This window comes from Rhodococcus sp. 06-221-2, from assembly GCF_002258365.1.
Taxonomy (GTDB): domain Bacteria; phylum Actinomycetota; class Actinomycetes; order Mycobacteriales; family Mycobacteriaceae; genus Rhodococcoides; species Rhodococcoides fascians.
Genome location: NZ_NOYJ01000033.1, coordinates 136,122 through 157,640 on the forward strand (window position 1 = coordinate 136,122; position 21,519 = coordinate 157,640).

Below are 21,519 nucleotides of genomic sequence, written 5' to 3' on the forward strand. Positions count from 1 at the left end.
TCGTCAGCCCTTCTGGGCGTCTTCCTGCGCGGCCTGCGCCTGGGCCACCTGTTGCGGGGTGAATCGGATGAACAGTGCGGCGACGCCGGCGATCACGGCGCAGACCGCGCAACAGAACAGCGCGAACATGTATCCGGAGCTCAGTGCGTCGAGCTGACTGTCGTTCATCAGAGTCGCCGGCCCGGATATGCCGCCGAGGGACAGTGTTCGCGACGTGACCAGTGCCCCGATGACGGCCAGCGCCAGAGGACCGCCGAGGGTCTGGGCGACCAGTGAGATTGCCGTCAGCGGACCGATTTCGGTGGGGCTCACGCCCGCGATGGCGCACAGCGGCAGCGGAACGACCGTCAGACCGACGCCGAAGCCGATCCCGATCACCGGGAAGAACAACCCTGGGAAGTACGCCGAATCCGCGTCCATCGTCGTCACAGACACCAGCAGCCAGCCGACCATGATGACCGCACCACAGAGAATCAGCCAGCGCGGAGCGATCCGAGTCACCAGCTGCGACGCGAGGAACGCTGCGGCACCGAGACCGAAGGCGAACGGCACGAACGCCAGGCCGGCATGCAGCGGGCTGTAGCCCAGAATGTCCTGCACGAACAACGCCACATACGCCGCGAGACAGAACATGACCCCGCCGGCGAAGAAGATCGCAACGAAGGTCGCCACTCGATCGCGACTGACGAACAACGAGAACGGCAGCAGTGGGTTCTCGGCCCGTCGCTCGACCAACAGGAACAATCCGAGGAACAGCAGTCCGGCGATCAACGACACGATGACGATCGGGCTCGACCAGCCCAGCTCGGTACCCTCGCTCAGCGCGAGGACCACACCCGTGCAGCCCAGGGTCGCCAGGATCGCACCCGGCACGTCCAGGGCGAGCTTCGCCCCGACGGTCTCCTGCAGCGACACGACGGCGAGCACGACGATGACGATGCCGATCGGTACGTTGATCAGGAAGATCCAGCGCCACGACACCTCGGTCAGAGCGCCGCCGATGATGAGCCCGGCAATGGACCCGACACCGGTCATGGCGGCGTAGATGGCGATGGCCTGATTACGCACCGGGCCCGGAGCGAACGTCGTGGCCACCAGCGCGAAGGCCGTGGGCGACGCCACCGCGGCACCGACCCCCTGCAGTGCCCTCGCCGCAACGAGCGTGGCTTCGTTGACTGCCAGTCCGCACAGCAACGAGGCGATCGTGAACAGGACGACGCCGGCGAGGAACATCTTCTTTCGCCCGAAGGCGTCGCCGAGCCTGCCGCCGAGCAACATCAACCCACCGAAGGCCAACGCGTAGGAGGTCAACACCCAGTTGCGCCCGGCGTCGGACAGACCCAGATCGGCCTGCAGCGGAGCCAAGGCCAGGTTGGCGACGGTGCCGTCGAGAACCACCATCAGTTGCAGCCCGCTCAGGACGATGATTGCCATCCCGAACGCTCGAGTCGTCACCGGGTACTTGATCTCGGTGGCGGAGGTGTTGGACATCGATGACTCAGGCACGAGCGTTCACGTTACCGGCGTGTACAGAGAACCCGGCCACAGTGCCGATGACGACGATCGCCGGCGGCCTGATTTCGGCCTCGCGGACCGCGTCGGCGACGGTGCTCAGCGTGGCCCGAACTTCACGTTGGGTGCGCATGGTGCCCTCCTGAACGACGATGACGGGGGTGTCCGACGGGCGGCCGCCCGCCACGAGTACATCGGCGAACAGCCCGATGCGCTCGACGGCCATCAGCAACACGATTGTGCCCTTGAGCTTGGCCAGCGCGTCCCAGTCGACCAGAGAATCGGGATGATCGGGGGCCACGTGACCGCTCACGACGACGAATTCGTGGGTGACGGCGCGATGCGTCACCGGGATTCCGGCCGAGGACGGAACCGAGATCGCGCTGGTGATGCCCGGTACCACCGTGACCGAAATGCCCTCGGCGGCCAGCGCTTCGAGCTCCTCGTAACCGCGACCGAAGACGTACGGGTCACCGCCCTTGAGCCGAACCACGAACTTGCCGGCCTTGGCACCGTCGATCAGCGCCTGGTTGATGGCTTCCTGCGCCATTGCCCGGCCGTACGGAATCTTCGAAGCGTCGATGACCTCGACGTGTGGTCCGAGTTCGGCGAGCAACTCGGGTGGAGCCAGCCGATCGGCCACCACGACGTCCGCGTATGCCAGCAGTCTGCGGCCGCGGACGGTGATCAGATCCGGGTCGCCCGGGCCGCCGCCCACGAGCGCGACACCGGTCAGCGGCGCGTGCGCCGAGTCGGCCACGACGCCGGACTGCAGCGCTTCGACGACGGCATTGCGCACGGCGGCCGATCGGCGATGTTCGCCGCCTGCCAGCACTCCCAGCGTGAGGCCGTCCCATTCGGCCGACGCCGGAGTGACGGCTGTGCCGTCCTTGGCGATGTCGGCACGGACACAGAAAATCTTGGACGCGGTCGCTTCCGCGACAATGGCGATATTGGTCTCGGCCTCGTCGGTGCAGGCGATGGCGTACCAGGCGTCGGCCAGATCGCCGTGGCGGTAATCGCGCAGTTCGAGCGTCACCTGCCCTGCTGTCGCCATTGCCTCCACGGCCGGAGTGGCCTCGCGGGTGACCACGTGGACCACTGCTCCGGACGAGATCAACAGCGGTAGTCGACGCTGTGCGACGGTGCCGCCACCGACCACGACGACGCGCCGCCCTTCGAGATTCAGGCCGACCAGATAGGGAGAGTCAGTCGCGTTCACGAGAGGAAACGCTACCGCGCGCGCTGGACTCGCTTCTCGTCCCATACGGGCTCGGCTGCTTCGTAAACCTGCCCGGTGGCACCGAACACCAGGAATCGATCGAAACTGCGGGCGAACCACCGGTCGTGTGTCACCGCGATCACGGTGCCCTCGAATGCCGCGATGGCGTCTTCGAGCGCATCGGCCGACATCAGGTCGAGGTTGTCGGTCGGCTCGTCGAGCAGCAGCAGCGTGGCACCGGAGAGCTCGAGCAGAAGAATTTGCACACGTGCCTGCTGCCCGCCCGACAGATTGTCGTAGGACTGTTCGGCCGCGCGGGCCAGACCGTATCGGTCCAACGCGCGGCCGGCGGCCTCACGGCCCATGCCGTCCCGGTGCTCGTTGCCCATGTGAAGGATCTCGAGCAGCGTGTTGCCGGCAAGATCCGGACGCGTGTGCGTCTGCGCGAACAGACCGGGCCGCACCCGGGCCCCGAGTACCGCTGTCCCGGTGTGCGGAACGGGCGCGAGTGCGAGTTCCTGGACCGGCTCGTGCTCCTTCTCGGGATCGGTGCCGCCGTTGGCGAGCAGACGCAGGAAGTGCGATTTGCCCGAGCCGTTGGAACCCAATACCGCCACGCGATCGCCGTACCAGATCTCGGTGTCGAACGGTTTCATCAGGCCGGTCAGTTCCAGGGCCGTGCACACGAGAGCACGCTTGGCCGTTCGACCACCACGCAACCGGACGGTGACGTGCTGCTTGAGCGGCACGGCCTCGGGCGGTCCGGCCTCCTCGAATTTGGCCAGTCGCGTCTGCGATGCGTGGTAGCGGGCGGCGACGCCGTCGTTGAACTTCGCCTTCTCGCGCAGACGCAACACCAGCGCGCGCAGTTTGACCAATTCCTCGTCCCACCGCCTGCGCAGTTCGTCGAGTCGCGCGTTCCGGTCTTCCCGCGCTGCGTGATACGTCGCGAACCCACCGCCGTGCACCCACGCGGTGGCCCCGCTCACCCCCGGCTCGAGGGTCACGATCCGGTTGGCAGCGTTGGCGATGAGCTCCCGGTCGTGGCTGATGAACAGGACGGATTTGTCGGAGTCGCGAATGGTCGCTTCGAGCCAACGTTTGCCGGGCACGTCGAGGTAGTTGTCCGGCTCGTCGAGCAGCAGCAGATCGTCGGTGCCGGCGAACAACGACTCGAGCACGAGCCGCTTCTGCTCACCGCCACTGAGCGTCGAAGCCGCGCGCCACTTCGCGCGATCGAACGGCATACCGAGCGCAGCCGTGGTCACCTTGTCCCAGAACGGTTCCAGGTCGTAGCCGCCCACGTCGCCCCAATCGGACAGGGCCTGCGCGTACTTCATCTGGGTCTTCTCGTCGTCGACCTCGATCATCGTGTTCTCGGCGGCGTCGAGCGCAGCAGCTGCGGACCGCACGGCTGGGGACGCGACCGACAGCAACAGATCACGCACCGTCGAGTCGTCTCGCAATTGCCCGACGAACTGCCGCATCACCCCGAGCGAACCGGAGCTCGACACCGCGCCCTCGTCGGGAGCCTCGTCGCCCGCAACGATGCGCGTCAACGTCGTCTTACCGGTTCCGTTGGGCCCGATCAGTGCGGTCTTGGCACCATCGCCCACCCGGAAGCCGACTCCGTTGAGCAGCTGCCGTCCGTCGGGCAGGAAGTACACGATGTCGTTGAGTTCGAGATGGGCCACAACGAACCAGCCAACCTCATAAGCCCCTCGATGGCCAATCGTTTTCACCCGAGCATGGCGGGGATGCCTGCTCTAGGCGAGCGCCAGGCTGGACGTTCGTGTCAGGACCTGCTTCCCGGCGTCGTCGACGTGGGCATGGTGGACCTGCAGTCGCGCCGAGTCGCCGTGCAGGGTCAGCAGCATGACCCCGTTGTCGAACCACGGGCCCGCCTCGGCCTGCCACTCGACACCCGACGGGCCCACGTGGGCGGCCCGCGCGAGCTTCGACAGGATCCTCGCCGCCGGGCGTTTGACGGCCAGTTTGTTGACCGCGCGGATCGGCAGATTCAGCGGATTGCGGAACGGGGACATGGTCAGCTGATACGTCGCAGGCACGTCGCGCCCGCCGACACCGAAGTCGGCGTTCGCGACGTACGAGCAGTGCACGTCTCCCGAGAGCCACATGATCGACGCGGGCTTGTCGTCACCGCGCGAGAGCTCACGCGTCAGGGCTGCCATGTCGTTGAACGAGTTGGTGAATGCGGCCCAGTGCTCGAGGTCGAGTCCGATTCGCATCTTTTCGGCCACCTTGGCCGACCTCGGCCCCCAACTCCCCTGTGCCACAGCCTCGTTCCACTGTTCTAGATGATGCAGTGCCGGCAGCATCAGGTACGGCAGTGACGATCCGAACAGCAGGTGTCGGGGCGTCGTCTCGAGTGCGCGCTCGCGGACCCACGCCCATTCCTTCTCGTCGACCATTTCGCGGTTGTCGGGGTCGAGATTTCGTGAGCAGCGTGAGTCGATCATGATCAGACGGGTGTCGCCGAAATCTCGATAGAAGCTCCACCGGCCGGTCTCGGGGGCTCGATCGACACGTAACGCGAAGTCGGCCAACAGTTTCTCGCGATCCGCATCGGTCTCGGCGGAGCGAACGGCGGCGTACATCTCGTCCCCCGCCAGTTCTTTCGGCGAGAGATTGCCCAGATGTTGATACACCCAGTACGACGAGTACGCCCCGATCACGCGGTCGTTCCACCACGGCCGGGTCTCGATGTCACGACGCCAGGAGGCCGACGAATTCCAGTCGTCGCGCAGATCGTGATCGTCGAGAATCATGCACGACGGGATGCTCGCCAACAGCGTCCGCACCGGCTCGAGTCCCCACGATTCCCGATAAAGCCACGAGTACTCCTCGAAGTCGCAGATCTCGTTCTCCGCGTCGGTGCCGATGGCACTGGTCGGTCCCTCTCCCGACTCCCGCCGCGCCTGCAGTCGTTCGACGATCTCGGGCGACGGGTCGTCGGCGTACACCTGGTCACCCAGAAGCAACAGGGCCTGGGGCCACTGGCCCGGATCCTGCTCGATGAGGGCAGATCCGAGCCCGGCGAGTGCATCGGCACCGATCGTCTTCAGAGACTTCGCGCTGTAGTCGTCGCCGCGCCGACACGACCCGAACGCGAGCGTGACCGGCCCCGCTGCGTCCACGGTGTGGATGCTGGCTCGCTTGCCGTCCTCCGGCCACACCCTGCGCTCGTCGACGAACACCTCGTAGCTCACCGGCGCGTTGGCGGGCAGGCCCTCGAGTGGAACGAGCGCGAAGTGGTGACCGTGCACTCCCCACGTTCGTTCCGATGCTCGGACGCCGACATCGGTGACAACGGTGACGGTGCACGGGTGCGCCATCTCGAACCACAGGGTCGCGGTCTCGGTGCCGACATAACGAACGATCGGGCCGAGTAGAACCAGACTGTCGGAACTCATTCGACCCACAGTGCCCTCGTCGGCTCGCTTTCGCCAGTCAGTGCGGCAGATCCGCCGGTTCTTCGTCCGTCGCGGCGACCGCGACGACCACGGTGGCACCGACTGCCTTCGGAACAAGCAGCCGCCGCGCCGAGCCGGCCAACAGAGCCGACGCTTCCGCGACGCTGGCAGTACCGACTGCGTCTCGCACACGGTCCGACCCGGATTCGGTGACGACTGCAGACAGGTCCGCCGCCGAGAACGTCGCTCCTCGAACACCCATTCTCGACGCGATCGCTGCCACCAGTTCTGCTTTTCGGTCGATCGATGCGATGCTCACCACCGACCAGTTCTCGTCGATCACCTCGGTGATCGCCTGCAGTACCTCGTCGGGTCCGACCCCTGCTCTGGTGCCGATTCCGATGACGACGCCGCGCCTCACACGCACGCGTAGTCGTGTGCGGCAGAGACGAATCGAGTGATCGACTCGGGGTTTCCCGCCGCGTGCGTGTGCAGATACGACGCATGGACACCACCCTGCACGAAACCCTCGCGTGCGGCGGTTCTGCCGTCGACCCCGTGCTTGTGCCAACCCCACGCCGCCGGTGCGCTCTCTCGGACGTCCACCAGTTTCGTTCGGTGGAATTCGTGGCCGGTGACGCGGCTACCCGCGTCGAACAGCGTCGACGATTCGAGGGCGACGGCATCGCGGTATCCGAGGGTGAGCGTGTTCCCGAATTCCGCGTCGACGTCGACTACCCCGGCCATGGCGTGGCCGTCCAATCTCCGTGCGAGATAGAGCAACCCGGCGCATTCGGCATGTATGGGCAATCCGCGGGCTGCAGCTGTCCTGATATCGGCGAGTAGAACTTCGTTCGCCGCGAGGGCGGCGGCATGTTCTTCCGGGAACCCGCCGGGAAGTACCACTCCTGCTGTGCCCGAGGGTAATCCGTCGCGCAGCGGATCGAAGACCGCAACATCTGCGCCGGCAGCCCGGAGCAGTTCGACGTGCTCGGTATAGCCGAAGGTGAACGCCGGGCCGCCGGCGACAGCGATCACCGGTGCGCCGCCGGACGGTCCGACCTCGAGCGCAGGGTTCCAGGCCGGGACGGGCACCGACGAACGCGCCAGAGCCTCGACCGCCTCGATGTCCACGAACTGTGCGACCAATGCACTCATCGCGTCGACCGCATCGGTAGCGGCACCGCCGTGCTCCACCGCGGTGATCAGCCCCAGATGCCGTGACGGAACGACCAATTCACTCATCCTCGGCAGGGAGCCCAGAACCGGAACACCCACTCGTTCGCAGGCCTGACGGAGCACCTGTTCGTGCCGATCACTGCCGACGCGGTTGAGAATCACACCGCCGATCCGCACACTCGAGTCGTAGGTGGAGAATCCGTGCAGCACGGCGGCGAGGGATTGACTGTGCCCGCGTGCGTCGACCACGAGCACCACCGGCGCGCCGAGCATGGCCGCCACTCGCGCGGTCGAGCCCTCGGCGGACGCCTCCCCCGGACCGGTCATGTCGATCTTGCCGTCGAACAGGCCCATGACGCCTTCGACCACCGCGATGTCGCAGCCGCTGCTGCCGTGTAGAAACAGTGGGCCGATGCGGTCGGCACCGACCATGACTGCGTCGAGATTTCGACCGGGCAGGCCCGCGGCGAGCGAGTGGTAACCGGGATCGATGTAGTCCGGGCCGACCTTGAACGGAGCGACCCGACGGCCGGCACCGCGCAGGGCACCCATCAGTCCGGTGGCGACCGTCGTCTTTCCGCTGCCCGACGCGGGTGCCGCGATCACCACGGCCGGACACGACCGGTTCACCATTCGATGCCCCGCTGCCCTTTGCGACCCGCATCCATCGGGTGCTTCACCTTGGTCATCTCGGTGACGAGGTCGGCGGCCGCAATCAACTCCGGCGGAGCGTCGCGGCCGGTGATGACGACGTGTTGGTTGCCCGGCCGATGTGTCAGCACCTCGACCACCTCCGCGACGTCGACCCAGCCCCACTTGAGTGGATAGGTGAATTCGTCCAACACGTAGAAGCGATGGGATTGCTGCTCGATGCGCCGTGCGATCTCACGCCAGCCTTCGGCCGCGGCGTCGGCGTGGTCGACCTCGCTGCCCTTCTTGCGAGTCCACGACCACCCCTCGCCCATCTTGTGCCATTCCACAGCGCCGCCGATTCCGGTGCTCTCGTGCGCGTCGCCCAGAGCACGAAATGCCGCTTCCTCGCCCACCTTCCACTTCGCACTCTTGACGAACTGGAACACGCCGACGTCGAAACCCTGGTTCCAGGCTCGCAACGCCATTCCGAACGCAGCGGTCGACTTCCCTTTGCCGGGACCGGTGTGGACGGCGAGCACCGGCAGATTGCGGCGCTGACGAGTCGTGAGGCCGTCCTCCGGAACGGTTCCCGGAGCAGGTACTCCCTGTGGCATCGCGTGTCCCCCTACGCCGCTGCGCGAACGACGGCGGTGACCTGCTCGGCCGACAGGTCCGCGAGCGCCACGTATCCGCCTCCGAGACAGCCGGCGAAGTCCGCGGCCAATCCCAGGCGCACCATGCCCGACTCGCAGTCGACGACGACCGACGCGATCTTGTCCGCAGCGATGCGGCCGGCGGCGATTCGCGCCCGACCGACGGGATCGGTGCCGCCCGTGGCACGCCCATCCGTCAGAGCGACCACCAACGCGCGCCGCAGCGGCTCTCGAACCTTCTCGCGCAGCACCAACTCCCGCGCTGTCAGGAATCCCTGCGCCAACGGAGACTTGCCCCCGGTCTTCATCTTTCGCAGCCGCGTCACAGCGACATCGACCGAGGACGTCGGCGGCAGTACCGTCTCGGCCTCGGTGCCGCGCACGGTGATGACCGCGACCTTGTCGCGCCGTTGATAGGCGTCACGGAGCAGTGAGAGCACCGCACCCGTCACCGCCGACAGTCGGTCTCGCGCAGCCATGGATCCCGACGCGTCGACGACGAAGACGATGAGGTTGCCCTCGCGCCCCTCCTTGACGGCTCCGCGCAGGTCCTCGGGCGCCAGTCGCAGCCGCCCGGACGTGCGCCCACGCACCACCTGCTGCTCGGCTGCCGCGAACAACGTACCGATCAGATGCAGACCCCGGCCCGGTTCGACGGTGGGACGAACCGACCGTCCGTACGAGGACCTCGACCGCGAGCGCCTACCCGGAGCACCTTCACCGACCCCGGGAAGCTCGATGAGCCGCGCCTTGAACTGCGCGCCCGGTGTTCCCGCCTGCCGATCGCTGCCCGCACCGGTCGGGGCCTTTTCCTGGCTGTCGGCCGGTTCCTGCGGCGTGTCGGATTCCGTACTCGACGGCGCGTCGGGAGTTTCGGCCGCGTCGGGCTTCGGTGCTCCTCCATCACCGTCGGGATCCGGCTCCGGCTCGGGATCGGGTTGCTGCCCGGCCTGTTCGGCGGCGTCGCGCATGGCGTCGTCGAGCTGCTTGTCGTCTATACCCGGCTCGTCGAAGGGGTCGCGTCGACGCCTGTGCGGTAGCGCCAATTCGGCCGCGACGCGCACGTCCTCCTCGGTCACCTCGCTCGCGCCTCGCCACGCGGCGTGGGCCGAGGCCGTACGCGCGACCACCAGGTCTGCGCGCATACCGTCGACGTCGAACGATGCGCACAGCGCGGCGATGCGCCGAAGTTCCTTGTCGCTCAACACCACATCATCGAGGATCGTGCGTGCAGCCACGATCTGCGCTGCAACGGCGGCATCTTCGTCGACGTACGCTGCCGCGAACGCGTGGGGATCACGCTCGTAGTTCATTCGCCTGCGCACGACGTTCATGCGCACGTCCACATCACGCGACGCGGTGACCTCGACCGCCAGACCGAATCGGTCGAGCAACTGTGGCCGGAGCTCTCCCTCCTCGGGATTCATCGTGCCCACGAGGACGAATTGTGCTGGGTGAGAATGCGATACGCCGTCTCGTTCGACGTGTACGCGACCCATCGCCGCCGCGTCGAGCAGGACGTCCACGAGGTGGTCGTGCAACAGGTTCACTTCGTCGACGTAGAGAACGCCGCGGTGTGCCGCTGCGAGCAGGCCGGGTTGGAATGCTCGTTCCCCGTCACGCAGTACCTTCTCGAGGTCGATGGACCCCACCACGCGGTCCTCGGTCGCTCCCACCGGAAGCTCGACCAGCTTGGCCGGGCGGGCACCGTCCTCGTCCTCGACGGCAGGCAGCAGAGTTGCGAGCGCCCGAACCACCGTCGATTTCGCGGTCCCCTTCTCGCCGCGCACCAGCACACCGCCGATACCGGGGTGCACCGCGCACAGGATCAACGACAACCGCAGCTGATCCTGACCGACGATCGCACTGAACGGATACCCCGGTTCGGGGACACTGCTCTCTCGCTGCACAACCAATTCCCTTCGTGCTCGGAGTTCCGCGCCGAGCGTTCGGTGGACTACACGAAGCCGGGCGGCGATCTGGCTGACAGGAGAACACTCCTGATCACAGTGGCGGGACCGCGCCTGATTCTCACAGGACTTCTCCGCACTCGACTTCGAACGGAACACTACCGCCGAACGAACGAATGCCACACACGCCTGGACGTGTGTGGCATTCGTAGCTTCGGATCCGAACGGGCTGTTACGCCTCGCTCCAGGCGGTGCCGCCACCGCGACGCATCGGAGTGTGCGGAATACCGTCCTCGAGTACTTCCTCGCCGTCGGGCAGGAAGCCGTGCTTGGCGTACATGTCGACGAGGTAGCTCTGCGCGTTGATCCGGCACGGTGCCGAACCGACCTCGGCCAGGGCGGCCCGCAGAATTCGCGTGGTGTGTCCCTGTCCCCTGGCCGAACGCTGGGTGCACAGGCGGCCGATACGGAACGCCTTCTCGCCGTCGTCGTGCTCTTCGAGCAGACGCAGAGTGCACACCACTTCACCGTCTCGTTCGAGCCAGAAGTGCCGCGTCTCGGTCAGCAGGTCGCGTCCGTCCAACTCCGGATAGGCGCAGGCCTGCTCGACCACGAACACCTCGACACGCAGCTTCAACAGGTCGTACAACGTGCTGTTGGACAGGTCTAGTGCCCACGATCGTTTGAGAGCTGCTGCTTGCGTATTCATACCTTTTGCTATCACACACCCGTGTGCTGTGCGAGCTCACGCGAACTTTCCAGCTCCAGCGTCTTCGAGGTCCAGGCCCAGACCTCGTCGAACAGCGAGCTGTTCTGAGCCAGTTTGACCCCCAGGGACGGGACCATTTCCTTGAGCTTGGGCTGCCACGCGTCGTACTTGTCTCCGAAGCACCGCTGCAGCACGTCCAGCATGGCCGGTACGGCTGTCGATGCGCCGGGAGAGGCACCGAGCAGGCCCGCGATGCTGCCGTCGGCAGCGTTGACCACAGCGGTACCGAACTCGAGAACGCCACCGCGTCCCTTCTTCCGGATCACCTGCACACGCTGACCGGCCGTGACCAGCTCCCAGTCCTTGGCGACGACGGTCGGCGCGAACTCCCGCAGAGTCTCGACCCGATCGGCCTGCGACTGAGCCAACTCGCTCACCAGGTACTTCACGAGCCCGAGCTCGGTCACGCCGACGCCGAGCATCGACATCAGGTTGCCCGGCTTGACCGAGCCGGGCAGATCGGTGATCTTGCCCTGCTTGAGGAACTTCGGTGACCATCCCGCGTACGGTCCGAACAACAATCCCTGCTGGCCGTTGATGACGCGCGTGTCGAGGTGCGGCACCGACATCGGCGGTGCTCCCACCGAGGCCTTTCCGTACACCTTGGCCGAGTGCTGCTCGATCAGTTCGGGATTGGTGCATCGCAGCCATTCGCCGCTGACGGGGAATCCGCCGAAGCCCTTGATCTCGGCGATGCCCGACTTCTGCAGCAGGTGCAGCGCGCCGCCGCCCGCCCCGACGAACACGAACTTGGCGTTGACGGTCTTCTTGGCACCGGTGCGCTGGTTCGCCACCTTGACGTCCCACGTGCCGTCGGACTGCTTGGTGATGTTGCGCACATCGTGCCCGAAGTGCACGGTGCCACCCGCCGCGGACAGGTAGTTCAGCAGCTGCTTGGTGAGTGCACCGAAGTCGACGTCGGTGCCTTCCTGACTCCAGTTGAGCGCGACCGGATCGGAGAAGTCACGGCCACGAGCCATCAGCGGCAGTCGCGCGGTGAACTCGTCCTTGGAATCGATGTACTCCATGCCGGCGAACAAGGGGTTGCCGACGAGCGCCTCGTAGCGCGCCCGCAGGTACTTCACGTTGTCCTCGCCGTGCACGAAGCTCACGTGCGGGATCGGATTGATGAAGTTCTTGGCGTCGGAGAGGACGCCGGTCTCGATGCCGTGGGCCCAGAACTGCCGCGAGACCTGGAACTGCTCGTTGACGTTGAGCGCCTTGGCGATATCGACGCTGCCGTCCTTGTTCTGCGGCGTGTAATTGAGCTCGCAGAGCGCCGAATGCCCGGTGCCCGCGTTGTTCCACGCGTCGCTGCTCTCGGCCGCTGCGGCGTCGAGACGTTCGTAGACGTCGATCGACCAGTTCGGCTCGAGCTGACGGAGCAGCGCACCGAGGGTGGCGCTCATGATTCCGGCACCGACCAGAACGACGTCGGTCTTGATCCGCTTACCCTGCTCATCTGTGGACACTGGAGAATCGACTTCCTTGTCTGTAAAGGTCTCGGCCGGTGGCGGTATCGGTCCGAGAACTCTTCTGTAGAGGGTTACTCACCCGATGCGGTCAGGTTACTAGCTGGGCCTACCCCATCGGACACCACGTCAACCTGCTCTCGATTGTGCTCCTCGGACGCTGTCGGCGGCGCCCACTACAGTTGTGATCTGTGACTACCTGGGTTCCCGATGTCCTCGGCGACGGCTACGAACAGACGACCATCCCACTCGGAGACGATCCGGACGGCGAGGGCCAGGTCGAGGCCACTCTGGTGCGGTATCAACCGCCGGGTGTCGCCAACTTCGACCGCGCGGTGATCTATGTCCACGGATTCACCGACTACTTCTTCCAGCGACACATCGCCGAGCATTTCGCCGCCAAGGGATACGCGTTCTACGCGCTCGACCTGCGCAAATGTGGACGATCGCGCCGTGAGGGCCAGACCGCACACTTCGTGACCGATCTGGCGATGTACGACGCCGAGCTGAACGAGGCGCTGAGCCTGGTGCGCGCCGAGCGCGCGGACGCGCCGGTGCTGCTGATGGCGCACTCCACCGGTGGCCTCGTGTTGCCGCTGTGGCTCAACCGTCTCAACCGTCAGGAAGGCGGCTCGTCCGGGTTGGGCCTGGCAGGCGTCGTCCTCAACAGCCCCTGGTTCGACCTGCAGGGTCCGCCTGCAATACGTAGCGTCGGTACCGCGGCGATCGACGTCATCGGCAGATTCCGGGCCAAGACGCCGGTTCCCGGGGGCGGCTTGGACACCTACGGCCTTTCCCTCGCGGCATCGGAGCAGGGCGAGTGGGATTACGACCTGGACTGGAAACCCCTCGCCGGCTTCCCCATCACCTTCGGCTGGATCCGTGCGGTCCGGCACGGGCATGCCGAGCTGCACCGCGGCCTCGATATCGGAATTCCCTCGCTGATCCTCCGCTCGAAAGTGACGCATTTCTCTCGCCGCTACAGCTCGGCCGTCGACGCGGCCGATGCCGTTCTCGACGTCCGGCAGATCGCCCGTTGGGCCGGCTGCCTGGGTGATCGAACCTCCATCGTCCCCATCGAGGGCGCACGCCACGACGTCTTCCTGTCCACCGAGGGCCCTCGCGCCCAGGCCTTCGAGGAAATGGACGAATGGCTCGAGTGGTTGCACCGAGGAGAGAAGACCGACCACGCGTCGGGCAAGGACCACACCGAGATCGGACACATTTCATGACTGAGCACTTCGACGTCGTCATCATCGGCTCCGGCTCGGGAAACTCGATCGTCGATCAGAGGTTCGACGACAAGAAGGTCGCCCTGATCGAGGAGAATTCGACGTTCGGCGGAACCTGCCTCAACGTCGGCTGTATCCCCACCAAGATGTATGTCTACGCGGCCGAGGTCGCCCGTACCGTGCGAGATTCCGCCAAGTACGGCATCGATGCACACGTCGACGCGGTCCGCTGGCCGGACATCGTCGAGCGGGTCTTCGGACGCATCGACCCCATCTCCGAGGGCGGTAAGCGATACCGGGCCGAGGGCAGCCCCAACGTGACGCTGTTCCAAGGTCACGCGAGCTTTGTCGGGCCGCGCACCATCGACACCGGAACCGGCACGACCATCACGGCCGACCGGATCGTCATCGCGGCCGGCTCGCGTCCCATCGTGCCGCAATCGATCGAAGATTCCGGTGTCGACTACCACACCAACAACGACGTCATGCGTTTACCGGCACTGCCCGAACACCTCGTGATCCTCGGATCCGGTTACATCGCAGCCGAATTCGCGCACGTCTTCTCCGCACTCGGGTCGAAGGTGTCGATCGTCGCCCGCAAGGATTCGCTGCTGCGCGCGTTGGATGCCGATATCGCGAAGCGATTCACCGAGCTCGCCCGGGCCAAGTGGGACGTTCACCTCGACTCCGGTGACACGCGCGGGATTTCCGAGGGCGGACTGCACGGCGTCGAACTCTCGGACGGCACCAAGGTCCTCGGAGACGCGTTTCTCGTGGCCGTCGGCCGCCAGCCCAACGGCGACCGACTGAATCTCGGTGCTGCCGGGATCGAGCTGGACGACGAGGGCCGCATCGTGGTCGACGAGTTCGGCCGCACCACCGCCGAGGGCGTGTTCGCACTGGGCGACGTCTCCTCGCCGTATCAGCTCAAGCATGTGGCCAATCAGGAAGCGCGCGTCGTCCAGCACAACCTGTTGCAGGACGCCTGGCACGGCGACACGTCCGCGTTGCGTACCTACGATCACCGCTTCGTTCCCGCTGCCGTGTTCACCGATCCGCAGATCGCGGAGGTGGGTATGACCGAGGAACAGGCCCGAGACGCAGGGCTCGACATCACGGTGAAGGTCCAGAACTACGGCGACGTCGCCTTCGGCTGGGCGATGGAGGACAGCGAAGGGCTGTGCAAGATCATCGCCGAGAAGGGCACCGGCAAGATACTCGGGGCTCACATCATCGGAGCTCAGGCCCCGACTCTCATCCAGCCGCTCATCCAGGCGATGAGCTTCGGACTGTCCGCCCAGGACATGGCCCGTGGTCAGTACTGGATCCACCCAGGACTGCCCGAGGTGGTCGAGAACGCCCTCCTGGGCCTCGACCTGTAGGTTTCGATCACCAGGGGCTGGTGCGGAGCACGATCTCCGTGGCCAGCGCCGCCGGGGCGTCGGCCGCGACATGTTCGACGCCGTCGAGCGCGACGACCCGAAAGTCCGAGTAGACGAAGCGGCCGCTGTTGTCGGCGGACGGACGCATCTCGGAGTTGCCGATGACCAGCGTCGTCGGCAACTCGATTGCGGGGCAATCGGCGTCCCGCACGATGCCCCGATGGTCGGCGATCGCCGGGTGGCAACGATCCACGGCGATGAGGCTGGCAAACCGGCCGAAGGTCTTCGCCGCCAGCCTCCAGGCCGATTCCGCACCGGCACCGCTCCCGACGAGGTGGACCCACGACAGCTTCAGCTCGTCCAGCAAGGCGAGAACAGCGTCATCCCCCACTCCGTCGATGTCTTCCACCGCAACGGTTTTCAGATCCGAGTTGTGCAACCGCTCGCTGACCGAGTCGTAGACATCGACCGAATCGCCGATGTCCGGCAACAGGAGCACGGCGTGCCGACTGTCCGGTCCCGCTACTCGTACCGAAACAGACCCGCCCGCAGCACTCACATGCGTGAACTCCATGGGGACGACGGTACTGCCTCTTGCCAGAACCACGCACCGGTTCTATGGTTAGTTACATGAGTAATGAACCAGTGAGGTACCGAACCTCGCCGCCGCGGCGGTGTCTCTGATGGACGAGGGCAGGCCGATCTTCCTGCAGATCGCCGAGCTCGTCGAGAACTCGATCATCGACGGCTCCCTGGCCGAGGAAGAACAGGTTCCCTCCACCAACGAGCTCGCCGCGTTCCACCGCATCAATCCGGCCACAGCGGGCAAAGGGCTCGCGAAGCTCGTCGCCGACGGCGTCGTCTACAAGAAACGAGGGATCGGAATGTTCGTCACCACAGGCGCACGGGACGCACTCCGGTTCCGTCGACGCGATCTGTTCGCCCGTCAGTACATCGACCCGCTGGTCACCGAGGCACGCAAGCTCGGAATGACCGTGGACGAACTCAAGACCATGCTCGACAACTGGGAGGCATCGCGATGAGCATCCACGATATCGGTACGCCCGACGAACTCCGCCGCGTCGTTGCGTCGGCCACACACCTGACCAAGAAGTTCGGCTCGTTCACCGCCGTCGACGACGTGAGCTTCGAGATCGAACGCAACAAGATCTACGGCTTCCTCGGCCGCAACGGAGCAGGCAAGACCACCGTCATGCAGATGATGACCGCCCAGATGCGCGAAAGTGATGGTGAGATCTCGGTATTCGGCGAACGCCCGTGGGAGAACCCACAGGCTCTGAGTCACGTGTGCTTCGTCAAGGAAAGCCAGAAGTATCCCGACGATTTGAAGGTCAAGAACGCCATTGCGCAGGCCTCCCACATTCTTCCGCACTGGGACAACGACTTCGCCGCCGAATTGCTGCGCGATTTCGACCTCCCGTTGGGTCGCAAGATCAAGAAGCTCTCTCGCGGAATGACGTCAGCACTCGGAATCGTCATCGGTCTCGCGTCCCGAGCGCCACTCACCTTCTTCGACGAGCCCTACCTGGGGCTGGACGCAGTCTCACGACACATGTTCTACGACCGGCTGCTGGCCGACTACGCGGAGAACCCCCGAACGGTCGTTCTGTCGACGCACCTCATAGACGAGGTCAGCAATCTGATCGAGCACGTGATTCTCATCGACAAGGGAAGAATTCTGCTCGACGCCGAGTCGGACGATCTGCGCGAGAGAGCATTCGAGATCACCGGTCCGACCGAGGCTGTCGACCGGTTCGCTGCAGAGCATCGAATCTTGCACAGAACTGCTCTCGGCTCGACAGCCCGAGCGACGATCGACGGGCGACTGAACGATCACCAGCAATCCCTCGGCGTGGCGTCCGGTCTCAGCATCGAACCGATTCCGTTGCAGCAGTTGATCATCGATCGAACCACTGCCCATTCCGGCTCTATCCACGAGTCGACCACCGCCGAGGAGGCCTTGTCATGAAGCGAATATTGAACGTAGCTCGGGTCCACAACACCTCCTGGGCAACCACATTCGCGTGGCCCCTGGGAATTCTCGTCGCAGTGTTCGTGATCACCTACGGCATCTTCTCGGTAGTTCCGGAAAGCGATTCGGATTTCAGCTTCAGCGGCGGCGTGTTCTCGGTCTATGGGTTCGCTATTGCCTTCTACGTCACGGCTATCACCCAGTGCTTCCCGTACGCACTGAGCCTGAGCATCACGCGTCGCGAATTCCTCACTGCGACAGCACTGGTGGGGGTAGCACAATCGGTCGCCCTCGGCACGATCGTCTACCTGTTGTCGGTCGTCGAAGCCGCGACCGGCGGCTTCGGGCTGAAGATCCGCATGTTCGGTCTTGCCCGCTACGCCACCGACAACCCGCTCCTGCAGTGGCTGACTCTGGTGATCGGGCTACTACTGATCGGGTCCATCGGGGCGTTCGTCGGAGTCGTCTACCGGCGCTTCCGCACGAACGGTCTGTTCACGCTCGGACTCGCCGGCCTCGTCGTCTTCGGAGGCGGCGCGATCGTGATCACGTGGCAGAACTGGTGGCCCGACGTCGGGACGTTCTTCACCGACACCCCACGCGTGCTTCTGCTGGTGGTCGTTCCGCTCGTGATCACCGGGATCTTCTCGACCGTGAGTTGGATGGGCTTGCTCAAAGCATCTGCGTGACGATCTTTCTCGTCGAGCCGTCGACGCCGTTCTCTATCAGATCGAGAACGGCGTCGATATCGATGTTGCTGTCCACCAGATCCGCCAGCAGATCCAACTGCTGTTCTCGAAGGGCCGCAACCGACGTGTCGGACGCAACCTCGAATCCTGCGCGACCCGCCTTCACTGCCACCCAGGCGAGAAAGGATCGACGGAAATCATCGGATTCGAGGAGTCCGTGCCAGTGAGTTCCCACGACACCGCCACGCACACTGCCCTCGCCGACGCCCCCCGCGGTCGTCAGCAGGGCATCGTCTCCGTTCCGGACCACTCGTCCATGGTGAATTTCGTACCCCCGCACGGGATCCGAGCCGAATGCGACGGAACGACCACTCACCTGCATGAGTACCTTCTCGGCCGCGAATTCGATGTCGAGATCGAGCAATCCCAGTCCCTCGACCGTTCCGACGCCCGACTCCACGGAATCGGAGATGGTTCGGCCCAACATCTGGTAACCGCCGCAGATGCCGAGAACCGGCATCCCCGCAGCGGCGCGCTCGGAAAGGGCACGAGCAAGACCGGTGCGCCGCAACCATTCCAGATCCGACACCGTGGACTTGCTGCCGGGGACGACCACCAAATCCGCATCCTCGAGCCGAGAAGGCTCGGTGACCCAGTGCACCGACACTCCGGGCTCGCACGCCAGCGCCTCGACATCGGTCGTGTTGGAGATCCTCGGTAATCGCACCGCCGCCACCCGCAGCCACTGCGAGCCGAGCGGAGGACGGGGCCTGCCCACGGGCGCATCGGGAACTGTGCCGAGCGAATCCTCCGCGTCCATCCACAACCCGTCGGCGAACGGAACGACTCCGTACGTCGGCCGCCCGGTCAACGTCCGCAACTGGTCGAGCCCCGGTGCCAACAGAGCCGGATCACCCCGAAATTTGTTGATCACGAACCCTGCCACGAGAGCCTGATCCTCGGGTGACAACACCGCCACCGTCCCGAACAGGTGTGCCAGCACTCCCCCGCGGTCGATGTCGCCCACCACGATCACCGGCAGCGACGCCGCCCTCGCCAACCCCATGTTGGCCAGATCGGTGGCGCGTAGATTGATCTCGGCCGGTGAACCGGCACCCTCGCAGATCACCACGTCGAATTCGGCACGTAGCGAGGACAACTCGTCGGCGACCACATGCCGGAGCGCCTGCCGATGTTCGATGTAGTTGCTCGCACTCACCTGGGCCACCGCACGCCCGCGCACCACCAACTGCGACGTCCGATCACTGCCGGGCTTGAGCAACACCGGATTGAACCGCACGCTGGGCTCGAGGCCACAAGCAGCCGCCTGCATTGCCTGAGCCCGGCCGATCTCGCCGCCGTCCAACGTGACGACCGAGTTGTTCGACATGTTCTGCGCCTTGAACGGGGCCACCCGAACACCCCGCCGCGCCAACATCCGACACAGGCCGGCGACCAACACACTCTTGCCTGCATCGGAGGTAGTGCCGGCGACCAACAGAGCGCCTTTCACGGCAGGATCAAATTTCTATTCACTCCGCAGGCTCCGCTCACGGCAGTGTCAGGATCTCGCAACCCGTCTCGGTCACCACGAGCGTGTGCTCGAACTGCGCGGTCCACTTCTTGTCGTGCGTGACCACCGTCCAGCCGTCGTCCCACATCTCGGCGTTGATCGTGCCCAGGTTGATCATCGGTTCGATGGTGAACGTCATGCCCGGCTCGATGATGGTCTCCACCGACGGCTGGTCGTAGTGCAGCACGACGAGGCCGTTGTGGAACGTCGTACCGATGCCGTGGCCGGTGAAGTCCTCCACCACGCCGTAGCCGAAACGGTGCGCATAGGACTCGATCACTCGCCCGACCACGTTCAGGGCGCGCCCCGGCTTGACCGCCTTGATGGCCCGCATCGTCGCTTCGTGGGTCCGCTCGACGAGCAGGCGCGCCTCCTCGGACACGTCACCCGCCAGGAACGTCGCGTTGGTGTCGCCGTGCACACCGTCGATGTACGCGGTGACGTCGATGTTGACGATGTCCCCGTCCTCGATCACCGTCGAATCGGGGATGCCGTGGCAGATGACCTCGTTCAGCGAGGTGCAGCACGATTTCGGAAAACCCTTGTAGCCCAACGTGGACGGGTATGCGCCGTGGTCGACCATGTACTCGTGTGCAATACGGTCGAGCTCATCGGTGGTCACTCCCGGTGCCACGGCCCGGCCCGCTTCCTGCAGAGCGCGAGCCGCGATCTTCGACGCCACGCGCATCTTCTCGATGACCTCGGGGGTCTGCACCCACGGCTCGCTGCCTTCGTTCACGGTCGACTTCCACGCGTATTCGGGTCGCTCGATCGACTTCGGCACGGAGAGGACGGGCGAGACGACGCCTGGCACGAGTGGCTGACGGGGCTTGCTCTCGGCAGTGACAGACATGCCGTCCAGAGTAGTCGCCGCAACCGTGTCCAGAAGAACCAGCGCTGCTGGTCGAGGCCACCGAATCCGCAACCGCGCGACGGGATATGATCTGGGTCACGTTCGCCGTCGACGTACCCGAACCGAGGAAGGAAGCGTCGTGGTCCATTCCAGTCTGTTGCGCCCCCGGGACGGCGATGCCCTTCGCGCCGAACTACGCCAGGTCGCCGCGACGTCCGCCGTGCCCGTCGTGTTCGGCGGGGAAGTGTCCTCGGAAACGCTGCACCTGAGCGAATTTCACGGCACCCGCACGCGTGGGCTGGACGGGCTCGCCATCCCGCCCAGGTCCGGTCTCGGTGGCCGGGTCATGGACCAACGTCGGCCCGCGGCCGTCAGTGATTACGGCGCGTCGATGTCGATCACCCACCACTTCGACCGGCCGGTCCTCGGCGAGGGCCTCAAGTCGATCCTGGCGGTGCCGGTTGTCGTCGCCGGAGCAGCCCGCATGGTGATGTACGCAGCGGTGCGAGAGCGCGGCCCCCTCGGTGATCGAGTCGGCGACATCATGACCGCCGCAGCCCGGCGCCTCGGTCAGGAGATCGCCATCCGCGACGAGGTCGACCGCAGGGTGCGCCTCATGGAGAGTGCGCGGGCCACGTCGGACGGGCACCTCTCGCGAACGGCCGAGTTGCGCGGTGTGCACGACGAGCTCGCCGAGCTCGCTCGGTCGATCGGAGACGCGGCGGTCAAACACAGACTGGACGCGGTCACCGCGCGACTGGCAGCAACACTCGGTCGGACGGCGAACCAGGACAGCGACTCCGGCGACTCGCAGGCATTGACGCCACGCGAGATCGACGTCATCTCGCAGGTCGCGCTCGGTTGCACCAACGTCGAAGTCGCGGCACGGCTGTCGATCGGTGCCGAGACGGTCAAGTCCTATCTCCGCAGCGTGATGCGAAAAACCGACTCGCACACTCGATACGAAGCGGTTCTCGCGTGTCGTCGACTCGGGCTGCTGTCGGGCTGAACCC

At 65.4% G+C, this 21,519-nt stretch carries 19 protein-coding genes and 1 riboswitch; of the genes, 6 read left to right on the forward strand and 13 right to left on the reverse strand.

What is annotated here, in order from left to right; translation table 11 throughout:
• Window positions 1-3: 3 nt before the first annotated feature.
• The 10 genes from CH281_RS20105 to mqo all read right to left on the reverse strand — a co-directional run bounded on the left by CH281_RS20105 (window position 4) and on the right by mqo (window position 12,784).
• Window positions 4-1,491 (reverse strand): MFS transporter, encoded by a 1,488-nt coding sequence (locus CH281_RS20105; protein ID WP_094695423.1) that lies wholly within the window; start codon window positions 1,489-1,491, stop codon window positions 4-6.
• Window positions 1,492-1,498: 7 nt separating this feature from the next.
• A complete protein-coding gene (gene cobA, locus CH281_RS20110) occupies window positions 1,499-2,734 on the reverse strand; it encodes a uroporphyrinogen-III C-methyltransferase (protein ID WP_373453888.1) in 1,236 nt (411 codons plus the stop codon).
• 11 nt (window positions 2,735-2,745) lie between these two features.
• Window positions 2,746-4,428: an ATP-binding cassette domain-containing protein gene (locus tag CH281_RS20115; protein WP_032366426.1), complete on the reverse strand. Its 1,683-nt coding sequence runs from the start codon at window positions 4,426-4,428 to the stop codon at window positions 2,746-2,748.
• Between the two features lie 72 nt (window positions 4,429-4,500).
• Window positions 4,501-6,168 (reverse strand): DUF7800 domain-containing protein, encoded by a 1,668-nt coding sequence (locus CH281_RS20120; protein WP_179274242.1) that lies wholly within the window; start codon window positions 6,166-6,168, stop codon window positions 4,501-4,503.
• Between the two features lie 37 nt (window positions 6,169-6,205).
• Entirely contained in the window at window positions 6,206-6,595 is a 390-nt protein-coding gene (locus tag CH281_RS20125; protein WP_052062837.1) for a cobalamin biosynthesis protein, read from the reverse strand.
• A complete protein-coding gene (locus CH281_RS20130; RefSeq protein WP_179274243.1) occupies window positions 6,586-7,980 on the reverse strand; it encodes a cobyrinate a,c-diamide synthase in 1,395 nt (464 codons plus the stop codon). Before CH281_RS20130 ends, CH281_RS20125 begins: the two co-directional genes overlap by 10 nt.
• Entirely contained in the window at window positions 7,974-8,594 is a 621-nt protein-coding gene (gene cobO, locus CH281_RS20135) for a cob(I)yrinic acid a,c-diamide adenosyltransferase (RefSeq protein WP_027496729.1), read from the reverse strand. The genes CH281_RS20130 and cobO overlap by 7 nt, the downstream gene beginning before the upstream one ends.
• 11 nt (window positions 8,595-8,605) lie before the next feature.
• Window positions 8,606-10,543 carry a magnesium chelatase subunit D family protein gene (locus CH281_RS20140; protein WP_373453889.1) on the reverse strand — a complete coding sequence of 646 codons (1,938 nt, stop codon included), beginning with the start codon at window positions 10,541-10,543 and terminating at the stop codon, window positions 8,606-8,608.
• 54 nt (window positions 10,544-10,597) lie between these two features.
• A riboswitch (adenosylcobalamin-variant (AdoCbl-variant) riboswitch) is annotated at window positions 10,598-10,690 on the reverse strand.
• Window positions 10,691-10,775: 85 nt separating this feature from the next.
• Entirely contained in the window at window positions 10,776-11,252 is a 477-nt protein-coding gene (locus CH281_RS20145) for a GNAT family N-acetyltransferase (RefSeq protein ID WP_027496727.1), read from the reverse strand.
• A gap of 11 nt (window positions 11,253-11,263) precedes the next feature.
• Window positions 11,264-12,784: a malate dehydrogenase (quinone) gene (mqo, locus tag CH281_RS20150; protein ID WP_027496726.1), complete on the reverse strand. Its 1,521-nt coding sequence runs from the start codon at window positions 12,782-12,784 to the stop codon at window positions 11,264-11,266.
• Between the two features lie 191 nt (window positions 12,785-12,975).
• On the opposite strand from mqo, the gene CH281_RS20155 reads away from it, so the two are divergent.
• Together CH281_RS20155 and mtr are read left to right on the forward strand one after the other, a co-directional pair.
• The gene (locus CH281_RS20155; RefSeq protein WP_032383400.1) at window positions 12,976-14,016 is read left to right on the forward strand and encodes an alpha/beta hydrolase; all 1,041 of its coding nucleotides are present in this window, start codon (window positions 12,976-12,978) and stop codon (window positions 14,014-14,016) included.
• On the forward strand, window positions 14,013-15,398 hold the full coding sequence (gene mtr, locus CH281_RS20160; protein ID WP_032400577.1) for a mycothione reductase: 1,386 nt from the start codon (window positions 14,013-14,015) through the stop codon (window positions 15,396-15,398). The genes CH281_RS20155 and mtr overlap by 4 nt, the downstream gene beginning before the upstream one ends.
• Window positions 15,399-15,405: 7 nt before the next feature.
• On the opposite strand, the gene CH281_RS20165 is transcribed toward mtr, so the two are convergent.
• Window positions 15,406-15,972: an alpha/beta fold hydrolase gene (locus CH281_RS20165; RefSeq protein ID WP_032366419.1), complete on the reverse strand. Its 567-nt coding sequence runs from the start codon at window positions 15,970-15,972 to the stop codon at window positions 15,406-15,408.
• Between the two features lie 106 nt (window positions 15,973-16,078).
• Here CH281_RS20165 and CH281_RS20170 point away from each other — a divergent pair, with 106 nt between their 5' ends.
• Genes CH281_RS20170 through CH281_RS20180 form a run of 3 tightly spaced genes read left to right on the forward strand, consistent with a single transcriptional unit; the run spans window position 16,079 to window position 18,080 of the window.
• Window positions 16,079-16,441, forward strand: a complete 363-nt coding sequence (locus tag CH281_RS20170) for a GntR family transcriptional regulator (protein WP_176457871.1) — start codon at window positions 16,079-16,081, stop codon at window positions 16,439-16,441.
• Window positions 16,438-17,388, forward strand: coding sequence for an ABC transporter ATP-binding protein (locus CH281_RS20175; protein WP_094652998.1), 951 nt, complete (start codon window positions 16,438-16,440; stop codon window positions 17,386-17,388). Before CH281_RS20170 ends, CH281_RS20175 begins: the two co-directional genes overlap by 4 nt.
• Window positions 17,385-18,080: a hypothetical protein gene (locus CH281_RS20180; protein ID WP_027496720.1), complete on the forward strand. Its 696-nt coding sequence runs from the start codon at window positions 17,385-17,387 to the stop codon at window positions 18,078-18,080. Before CH281_RS20175 ends, CH281_RS20180 begins: the two co-directional genes overlap by 4 nt.
• Here the strand turns inward: CH281_RS20180 and CH281_RS20185 are convergent.
• The gene (locus CH281_RS20185) at window positions 18,064-19,593 is read right to left on the reverse strand and encodes a cobyric acid synthase (protein WP_094695428.1); all 1,530 of its coding nucleotides are present in this window, start codon (window positions 19,591-19,593) and stop codon (window positions 18,064-18,066) included. The two genes, CH281_RS20180 and CH281_RS20185, sit on opposite strands and share 17 nt — an antisense overlap.
• A gap of 37 nt (window positions 19,594-19,630) precedes the next feature.
• Window positions 19,631-20,506, reverse strand: coding sequence for a type I methionyl aminopeptidase (gene map / locus CH281_RS20190; protein ID WP_045841850.1), 876 nt, complete (start codon window positions 20,504-20,506; stop codon window positions 19,631-19,633).
• A gap of 139 nt (window positions 20,507-20,645) precedes the next feature.
• On the opposite strand from map, the gene CH281_RS20195 reads away from it, so the two are divergent.
• Window positions 20,646-21,515: a helix-turn-helix transcriptional regulator gene (locus CH281_RS20195; RefSeq protein WP_032370795.1), complete on the forward strand. Its 870-nt coding sequence runs from the start codon at window positions 20,646-20,648 to the stop codon at window positions 21,513-21,515.
• Window positions 21,516-21,519 lie beyond the last annotated feature (4 nt).